The following is an 8,454-nucleotide window of genomic DNA, read 5'->3' on the forward strand; positions in this document are numbered from 1 at the left end:
CTGGGGCGAGGGTCGGCTGGATCTTTTTGCGTCTGCTCCTCTTGCTTGCCGAGTGACAGATTAGCCACTGCTTCAGCTCCAAGAACCGTCTGTCCCGCCATGACGGCTTGCAGGGCCGGCACCACTGAAGCCACGTCCTGCTTGATGACATAGCCCTTGGCACCCAAGGCCAGGGCGCGGGAAATATACTCCTTGTCAGCAAAGGTGGTTAGAAAGAGCACTCGTGCAGTCGAATCCATGGCGATGATGCGCTCCGCCGCCTCCAGGCCATCCATGCCAGGCATCTGCACATCAAGCAGCAGCACGTCAGGCCTCCCATCAGCTGCCTGGTAACAATCCAGGGTTGACTGACCGTCATTGGCAGTCCAGAGCACGTCTGCAGCGCCGGTTGCCGTCAAAATTGTTGACAGGGACGAGCAGACGATCGGATCGTCATCAGCGATAGCGACTTTCATGCCATTACCTTCCTATCCTCTACGTGCTCAGTTGCACTGCGGTTGAACCAGGGCTCCTTTGGCAAGGATACGAAGACCTTCCATCCTTTTCGGTTGGGTCCGCTGTTGGTTGTGCCGCCCAGGGCTCTGGCCCTGGCCTCTATATCGGCCAGCCCCATGCCGCGCTGGAGCTCTGGTTTCTTATGACGCGAGCTGTCAGGTTGCGAGTGCTGAATTCCGCCGTCGTCTTGAACCACCATCTGCCAGAAGGCCGGCAGGTCGCGCAGAATGACCTGTGCCGACTTGGCCGAAGAGTGGCGGACCGTATTGGTAAGGGCCTCACGAACAATGCTGGCCAGGCAACGGCACACCGGTGCAGGCGCTGTCTTAATGCCGTTGTTCAGATCGACCTGTAGCCGCCCCATAGAAGCCTCGGAGCTGGCATCCTCCATCTGGGATGCGAAGTCGGTGCCCTCATCCTCCAAGTCATGCACCGAACGACGAATTGTGGTCATTGCTTCGTCTAAAGTCTTTCCGACACTATCAAAGACTTGTTCGGTACTCTGATCGCCTTTGCTCTGAGCAACCACCCGGCCAGCCTGGGTCTGCATGATGGCTCGAGTGAGTAGGTGGCCTACATTGTCATGAATATCTCGGGCAATCCGGGTCCGCTCGGATAAGTGCGCCATCCGTGTTGCTTGGGCCCTCTCCTCGTCCAGGTCGCTGATGCGGCCATGCAGTTGGCGGATCCTGTAGCGCTCGGTGTCTTCAATCTGCCATACACGACCCTTGGCTACGGCCAAGTGCGCGCACGTCAGTCCGCCGCCTTGCGCCAGTGCTGAGGTCAATAAAGCCAGCAGGGCATAGCGTTGGGGGAGGCCTCTGAACTGTATGAGGTCGGCCATGCCAGGTATCAGCCAAAAGAATGCCGGCAGCAAGGCTAAGAGCAGCCTGGGCCAGACCAGCCCAGAGTCCTTGGTCTGGGGGACCTTCATACCGACTGACCCGGTAGCCGGGACCATGCTTCCGAGTCCGACCCCCGCCTCAAAAGCCAGCGCTGGCAAGAAGAAAAGCCAGTATGGTATAAACGTTGCCAAAAGCGACACCAGAGCGCCACCCCACATGGAACCCGGCGCTGGCAACAGCCATTCGCACAGGGCTCCTGCGGCTACTGAGGCCAAGAGGCCTGCGATCAGGATTCCTGAAATCTCTGAACCATACCATGATCCGCATAAGGTCCCCAGACCAAGCAGGACCAGCCAGCCAGCTATCCTGCCCATGAATGTCTCCTCGCCCTGTTGCCCTATTGTCTCAAATAGTAATTGGCGGGCTACCCGTTCCTGAGCCTATCCGAAGGCAGGACTACCCATGACAAATGTCATTGGTCTGATTTGAGCATCCACAACATTGATGACGGCTGTCATGGTGTTGGGCCAGTTGTAGCTGGGATGATGGAATCATGAACAGTTCACGTGAGCAAGAGCCGGCCTTGAAGGTCAATGCATTGGTGAAGCGCTACGGTGACATGGTGGCCTTGGACCACTTCGACATGGAAGTCAATCGAGGCGAAGTTTTCGGACTGCTTGGTCCCAATGGTTCAGGCAAGTCAACCGCCATCAACTGCATACTGGCCCTGCTCAGCTTTGAATCGGGGACGGTTCGGATATTCGGGCAGGAGATGACCCCGAACTCCTATGACCTCAAAAGTCATATCGGCGTGGTTCCACAGAATGTGGCTGTTTTCAACGAACTGAACGTGCAGGAGAACATCGACTATTTTTGCTCCCTCTATGTGCCCAAGAAGGCCGACCGCAAGGATCTGGTTGAGCAGGCTATTGACTTCGTGGGGCTGGGTGACTTCCGCAGGTTCCGCCCCGGCAAGCTGTCGGGCGGTCTGTTGCGCAGGCTCAACATCGCCTGTGGCATCGCCCATCAGCCCGACCTCATCTTCTTTGACGAGCCCACCGTCGCCGTGGATCCCCAGAGCCGCAACGCCATCCTGGAAGGTATCGAGCGGCTGAACGCCCAGGGGGCCACCGTAGTTTACACCAGCCATTACATGGAGGAGGTGGAGCAGATTTGCACGCGCATCATGATCATGGACCACGGCCGACAGATTGCCCTAGGCACTGCTGAGGAGCTCAAGGGCATGGTCCAGGCCGGCGAGCAGGTCACTGTCGAGACACTGGATTTGAAGGAGTCTACACTGGCCAAGATCCGTGCTCTGCCTCTGGCCCAGTCCGTCGATTATGACGGCAAGGAATTGGTTATCCACTGCCGGCAGGGCGAGCACAACTTGCAGGATGTGCTGACGGTCCTGGAATCCACCCAGACCAGCTACGGCCACCTGACCAGCCGTCCGCCATCCCTGAACGACGTGTTTCTGGAACTGACCGGCAAGGAACTACGCGACTGAGCGCGGTCCCTAGGCTCAATTGCCGTAAGGAGTACATATCTATGTGGAACTCATTCCTGATCAACGTCAAGACCTCGATACGCAATACCTCCTCCCTCTTCTGGGTACTGGCCTTTCCAGTCATATTGGCCGCTCTGATGCTGGGCATCATGGGCAACCTACAAGACGGTTACACTGCCGAGGCGCAACATTTCGCCATTGTCTCTGACGCCAACTGGAAAGCCAGCCTGGGTGCTGACGAATTGGTTTCATCACTATCGAAGAAACCCAAGGCCGGGTCCGATGACACTCAGCTGCTTATCCCGACGACAGTGGCTTCCAGGGCCGAAGCAGACACACGTCTGGATAGTCAGAAGGACATCGGCTACCTGTACGCTGGTTCTGACGGACGGGTCAACATGGTCCTGTCCGATCGTGAAGCCGCCAACATCCAAACCGACTCAACTGCCTCAGAAGGCATAACGGTCTCTATTCTCTCCGCCTCGCTAGTCAGCTTCAATCAGGCTAACTCGGCAAGCTCAACCTTGGCCTTGCCAAATACTCAAATACTGCTGCATTCCGACCAACAGACCTACACTAAGCAAATCCGTCTGACCCATATCAATCCTTCGATGACCGCACCTTACTTCTTTGCAGTGCTCGCTATGGCCTGCCTTATCGGCGCCAGCACCGCAGCAGAGATGATTGCCAGGACTCAGCCCAACCTTTCAGCCCTGGGAGCCCGACGGGCCAGTTCTCCCAGCTCCAAGTGGCGGCAGGCAGCGGGCGCCTTCCTGGCCTCCTGGCTCTTCTCCGCAGTCAGCCTTCTGGTTGCCTACATCTTCGTCCGCACAGTCTGCGGCGTACAAACCGGTGGTCGTGACCCGATAGCTTTCGTAGCCATCGCCGTGGGCACCTTTATGGCTACCGCTTTCGGCTCTATGATGGGAGCGATCCCTAAACTTTCCACCGAAACGAAGGTTGGTTTGGTCATAGGCATCGACTGTACGCTGAGTGCCTTTATCGGCCTCTACGGCAGCCTGGCTATGGACCTTAATAACGCCATCCAGGAGCATGCTCCAATCCTCCACCTGATCAACCCGGTCAAGCAGGTCTCCAACCTCTTCTACGACATCGTCTATTACGACAGCCTGGAACCCTTTGCCCGCACCTGCGGCATCCTGGCTATCATGGCCGCCGTCTTCCTAGCCATTTGTGGTCTGTTCCTAAGGAAACAACGTTATGAATACTTGTAAAACAGCACTGCGCGTCATCTGGGCGCATAAGTTCTACCTCCTCTTGTATCTGGTGGGCATGAGCCTGATCATGATTGTCATCGGTTCCACGAACATGCAGGCCGCGGTACGTGCCAATGCCTCAAGCTCGGTTGGTCGCTTTGAACCCGCGAAGGCGAAAATAGTCGTTATTAACAGGGACCACGGCAACCAGGTTGGTTGTGAGCTGGGCCAAGGTCTGGAGCGGTATCTGGGCAAGTCGGCCCAACTGGTGACAGTCGAAGATAGACCCCAGGCCCTGCAGGATGCCAACGTATCCGGCAAAAGCGATTTGACCGTCATCATTCCAGCGGGATATGGCCAACGCTTTCTTGATGCGCTTGAAAATACTGCTGCTCAAGCTCACAGCGGTAGCAAAGCCCCTGGTTTCCCTAAAGTTGAAACAGCTGCCTCCTATAATTCCAGCCGCGGCAGTTTGGCACAACTGCAGGTGGACAGTTATTTCGATGCTCTTCGTACTGCTCTGCTGCCAGATCTGGGCCAAAACGGTCCCATGGAGCTGCATTCGTCTGCTGCGATCAAGGATGCGGCTGCCTATGCAGTATCGCACTATGCCAGCAACCAGCCACATGTGGGCATCCATACCAGCCCAAAGGATGATGACCATGGCGCCCTCTTGGAAGGTTTCGCCACCACCGTCGGCCTGGCTGCCTTTCCCTTGATGACAGCGCTGACGGTCTGTGTTGCGACGCTTTTCGGAGCCTTCAGCTCTCCGGACCGACATCGACGCCTGCTTGCCTCTCCAATGCGTTCAAGCAGCCTGAACGGACAGGAGCTCACGGCAGCCCTCATCCTGGCAGGCTTCTCCTGGATATATTACGTGGCACTCGTCGCCTTCAGCATGGCGACGTCAGGGGTGTCTTTGGCTTCGCTTGGCTGGGGGAGGGTGCTGCTGAGCTTTTTCGTCATGCTGATATTTGCTGTGTCGGCGGCCTCCTTTGGATTCATGCTTGCTCAGTTCAATCCTTCCTCTTCTCTCATAAACTCGGTAGGGGTCATCTTCGGCTTGGTGGTTATGTTCACCTCCGGGTCAAGTTCGGGAGGCCCCCTGCCTCCGGTCATGCAGACCATCGGCAAATTGACTCCTGGCTGGTGGTACAACACCGCTGTCCAATCAATCATGGATTCACGTGCAGCAGGTCTGACCTCTTGGGGTCTTCCGCTGATCGTGGTTGCCCTGTTCGCTCTGGCCTATGCCTGTGTCGGTCTCATGGTCTCACGCCTCACCCGCACCCGCGCCACCCTGGTCGCTCCTGTCAGTTCCGACCCCAGTATGATCGGGTAGTTTTCCTGCATTCATATCATCTTTCTGTCAACAGTTTTGCTTATGATAATCTACCAAATATTAAATTATTCTAGATAATAGAGTCGGCAGAGGTTTTCGATAGCGCCTAAGCCAGATGCAGCATAACTGAAGAAGTAAACGATATGAACATACTCGTTATTCAAGGATCACCCTATGAAGGTAGTTTCAGCCGTACCAACGCCCAGGCTTATGCACAAGCTGCCCGGCGTAAAGGCCACACGGTCGAAATGATCGACCTCAGCCAGGAAGACTTCGACCCGGTGCTTCGCTACGGCTATGTCAAGCACATGGAAGACGAATCAGCACCTAAGCGTTATCAAAGCATGGTCGCCCGAGCCGATCATCTGGTCTTTGTCTTCCCCATTTGGTGGGCAGGTGAACCGGCCATCCTCAAGGGCTGGTTAGATAGGGTACTCACGCCACAATTTGCATACCGGTATGAAAGCAGCCTTAAATCGGAGGGGCTGCTCAGAGGCAAGACGGCGCAAATTATCAGCAGCAGCCATGGGCCGGCCTTCGTCTCCAAGATGTATGGCTCAACCGTGACCCGATGGAAGTACTCCATCCTGAAATTCTGCGGTATCAAATTCACCGGGGCCAGCATTCTGGGCCGCATAGACTCGAAGGTTGATACACCTGAACGCCGCGAAGCCTTCACTCAGAAGATTTGCAAGACAGTACCCTCAACAAAGTAAGGCCTGTCAGCCTTATTGAGATGCTTATGTGTCTACGTCGCTAAGTAATGGACCTTTGGTCGTCAATGTCGAAAAGCGCCGGCGCGGCATTCAAAAAAGGGCATATGCCATGCCATTTATTCGTCCGGATTCATGGCAAGCCTGGCAATCACACATGTCAGCAGTGTCACCGTGACCACCCCAGCGATGATCAGGGTCATGGGGCAGTGGTCGATCAGCGGGCCGAAGGCGGCCTGCCCCAGTGGAATCGCGCACATGCATAGGCTGTTGGTCAGTCCTATCACCTTGCCTATCAGCCCTACAGGGGTATGAATCTGCTCATAGGAAAGGGAGGTGATGTTGACCGTCTGCACCACTCCCGCAGCCAGAGCCATGCACCCGGTGACCAGGGCGAAGAGGACATGAGTAGGCAAATGCAGAAGCAGCCCTGCGGCAATGGGCAGGAGGACCAGGGCGCTGCCCGAAAGCAGCATGGGTATCCGTTGCAGATAGAACCAGGTTGGGCGGATGGACACCAAGATGGCTCCAAGCAGGCTCCCGCAGGCCAGTATTCCTTCGGCCAGCCCCTGCATGGCATTGTTCAGACCCAGCGTACGAGTGACCATATACGGTAGTGCCACGTTGACGTAGGAGGCAAAGATCAAGTTGGCCGCCAGACTGAGTCCTATGACCACTTTGAGGTTGCCATGCCTGACCAGAAATTGTGCAGCAGCTTTGGTGTCCGCGACCAGATGGCTCACCAGTGCTCTCGGACCTTGGGAGGTGCCCTGTGCTGGTTCAGGAATCCTGACGGCAATTCTGATCCAGACGGCAGAAAGAAGACAGACCAAGGCGGCAACCCCGACTACTTGCATGATTCCGAAGAAGCCCATGACCATGCCGGCCAATACTGGTCCGATCATTCCTACGAGGGAGATCGCCTGGGAAACCATGGCTGATGCGCGGGTTAGGTCTTTTCTGTCTACCAGGCAGTGGAGGGCTGCTTGCACCGTTGGGCTGTAACAGGCCCTATAGGCATTGACCAGCATCATGCAGGCCACGGTCAAAAAAACCGGGTCGATCTTGCGGCTGATCAGGATGTACAAGAGTGCTGTCAATGCCGACAGAACGTCCAGGACTGCCATGGTGGACTGCTTGTGCAACCGGTCGGCCAGAGCTCCGCCCAGGGGGGTCAGGAGAATGGATGGAAGGACTGCCAGAGCAGATGCCATGCCATAAAGTGATGCCGATCCTGAGATGTTGAGCAGGTGAAGCGGGAGGGCGAAGACCAAGCATGTTTGCCCTAGATTGGAGAGGATCTCAGTCGTCAGAAGAGCAATGAATGGCAGTGTCAGCAGTCCCTTGCCCTTGGAGTGGTCCATGTTTGAGGTTTGGTCGCTAGCGGGCGGGTTCATATACCGCCTTCGCTTTCAGTCTTTGCCTTGTTGTTGCCTTTGGTGTCGGTACCGAAGGATGCCAGCGAGTCGGAGAATCCCTGGTCTTGCAGGGGGATACCCAAGCTTTGCATGATCGTGAAGAAACAGGCGGCTCTGGTGCGTAGTTCAGCCTGCGTACCACGGCGAAAGAAAGGCAGCAGCCACATGTTGGCCAGCAAGCGGAGAATCTCCGCGGCTTGTTTGACGTGGTCCACGTGCAGTGAGCCGTCCTGATTGCCTTGTTTCAAGAGATCGACAAAGTCGTCCCGCTCGTCCACCATGGCGGTGAATTCCATGCCGATCATCTTGGGATTAGCCTTTGGATTGAATTTGCGGAACATCAGCTCCGCGGCCTCCAGTCTCTTTTGCGCTCGCCCGGGGGAGAAGAGCGACTGCAGCTGCTCCAATGCCGTGCCTTGTTCCGTCCGGGGTCGGGTCTTGTTGGTTGTCTCGCTCATGGTCCTCATCAACCTATCGGCCACAGCATCAAAGAGGTCTTCCTTGGACTGGAAGTGATGGTAGACGGCTCCCTTGCTCAAGCCTCCGGTCGCATCGATGATGTCCTGCATGCTGGTTTTGTCGTAGCCCCGGCTGGTGAAGAGCCCGGTTGCGGCTTTGATGATTCGTTCCTGCGTCAGCTCAGGGTGTGCGTTGCGGGCCATGGTCGTTTTCCTCTCAGGTCGACGATGATGAGCCGTCGTCGATTGGTTGGTGAGGCTGCCATTCTTGCCTCAATTTCATACCGACCGTTGGTATGAATATATCACAACACTCTCCTCTGGCAGGTCGGGCACATGTGGTTTAATAAACACTTGGTTTGCGCATTTGTGCGTGAATCTATCTGGAGTCTCAGCCCATCAATGGGTCGGCGGCCGCAAGGTCGTTCGTGCTTGGCACGGTGAAGCATTGGAGAG

At 56.1% G+C, this 8,454-nt stretch carries 8 protein-coding genes; 4 read left to right on the plus strand and 4 right to left on the minus strand.

Going from position 1 to position 8,454, the window contains the following annotated elements:
• Positions 1–455, minus strand: a 455-nt coding sequence (locus AC0AP0_RS06225) for a response regulator (protein WP_490429742.1), incomplete at its 3' end; no start/stop codon positions are given.
• A complete protein-coding gene (locus AC0AP0_RS06230) occupies positions 452–1,714 on the minus strand; it encodes a sensor histidine kinase (RefSeq protein ID WP_490429743.1) in 1,263 nt (420 codons plus the stop codon). The genes AC0AP0_RS06230 and AC0AP0_RS06225, both read right to left, overlap by 4 nt.
• A gap of 179 nt (positions 1,715–1,893) precedes the next feature.
• Between AC0AP0_RS06230 and AC0AP0_RS06235 the strand changes: the two genes are divergently transcribed.
• The 4 genes from AC0AP0_RS06235 (at position 1,894) to AC0AP0_RS06250 (ending at position 6,125) form a co-directional block, all read left to right on the plus strand.
• On the plus strand, positions 1,894–2,850 hold the full coding sequence (locus AC0AP0_RS06235) for an ABC transporter ATP-binding protein (protein WP_261252618.1): 957 nt from the start codon (positions 1,894–1,896) through the stop codon (positions 2,848–2,850).
• 41 nt (positions 2,851–2,891) lie between these two features.
• Positions 2,892–4,085 carry an ABC transporter permease gene (locus AC0AP0_RS06240; RefSeq protein ID WP_490429744.1) on the plus strand — a complete coding sequence of 398 codons (1,194 nt, stop codon included), beginning with the start codon at positions 2,892–2,894 and terminating at the stop codon, positions 4,083–4,085.
• The gene (locus AC0AP0_RS06245) at positions 4,072–5,409 is read left to right on the plus strand and encodes an ABC transporter permease (protein WP_198229277.1); all 1,338 of its coding nucleotides are present in this window, start codon (positions 4,072–4,074) and stop codon (positions 5,407–5,409) included. The genes AC0AP0_RS06240 and AC0AP0_RS06245 overlap by 14 nt, the downstream gene beginning before the upstream one ends.
• 143 nt (positions 5,410–5,552) lie before the next feature.
• Positions 5,553–6,125, plus strand: coding sequence for an NAD(P)H-dependent oxidoreductase (locus AC0AP0_RS06250; RefSeq protein WP_198229278.1), 573 nt, complete (start codon positions 5,553–5,555; stop codon positions 6,123–6,125).
• Between the two features lie 116 nt (positions 6,126–6,241).
• Here AC0AP0_RS06250 and AC0AP0_RS06255 read toward each other — a convergent pair whose 3' ends face one another.
• Together AC0AP0_RS06255 and AC0AP0_RS06260 are read right to left on the minus strand one after the other, a co-directional pair.
• Positions 6,242–7,519 carry an MFS transporter gene (locus AC0AP0_RS06255; protein ID WP_490429745.1) on the minus strand — a complete coding sequence of 426 codons (1,278 nt, stop codon included), beginning with the start codon at positions 7,517–7,519 and terminating at the stop codon, positions 6,242–6,244.
• Complete coding sequence (locus tag AC0AP0_RS06260) at positions 7,516–8,202, minus strand: TetR/AcrR family transcriptional regulator (RefSeq protein WP_490429746.1); 687 nt, start codon at positions 8,200–8,202, stop codon at positions 7,516–7,518. Before AC0AP0_RS06260 ends, AC0AP0_RS06255 begins: the two co-directional genes overlap by 4 nt.
• Positions 8,203–8,454 lie beyond the last annotated feature (252 nt).

It is taken from the genome of Bifidobacterium sp. POST2/T3 (B1) (assembly GCF_058197115.1).

What these genes read in the sequence shown, in the direction of transcription:
- AC0AP0_RS06230 (WP_490429743.1), bottom strand. Translation starts at nt 1,714, where the DNA reads ATGGGCAGGATAGCTGGCTGGCTGGTCCTGCTTGGTCTGGGGACCTTA.
- AC0AP0_RS06235 (WP_261252618.1), top strand. Translation starts at nt 1,894, where the DNA reads ATGAACAGTTCACGTGAGCAAGAGCCGGCCTTGAAGGTCAATGCATTG.
- AC0AP0_RS06240 (WP_490429744.1), top strand. Translation starts at nt 2,892, where the DNA reads ATGTGGAACTCATTCCTGATCAACGTCAAGACCTCGATACGCAATACC.
- AC0AP0_RS06245 (WP_198229277.1), top strand. Translation starts at nt 4,072, where the DNA reads ATGAATACTTGTAAAACAGCACTGCGCGTCATCTGGGCGCATAAGTTC.
- AC0AP0_RS06250 (WP_198229278.1), top strand. Translation starts at nt 5,553, where the DNA reads ATGAACATACTCGTTATTCAAGGATCACCCTATGAAGGTAGTTTCAGC.
- AC0AP0_RS06255 (WP_490429745.1), bottom strand. Translation starts at nt 7,519, where the DNA reads ATGAACCCGCCCGCTAGCGACCAAACCTCAAACATGGACCACTCCAAG.
- AC0AP0_RS06260 (WP_490429746.1), bottom strand. Translation starts at nt 8,202, where the DNA reads ATGGCCCGCAACGCACACCCTGAGCTGACGCAGGAACGAATCATCAAA.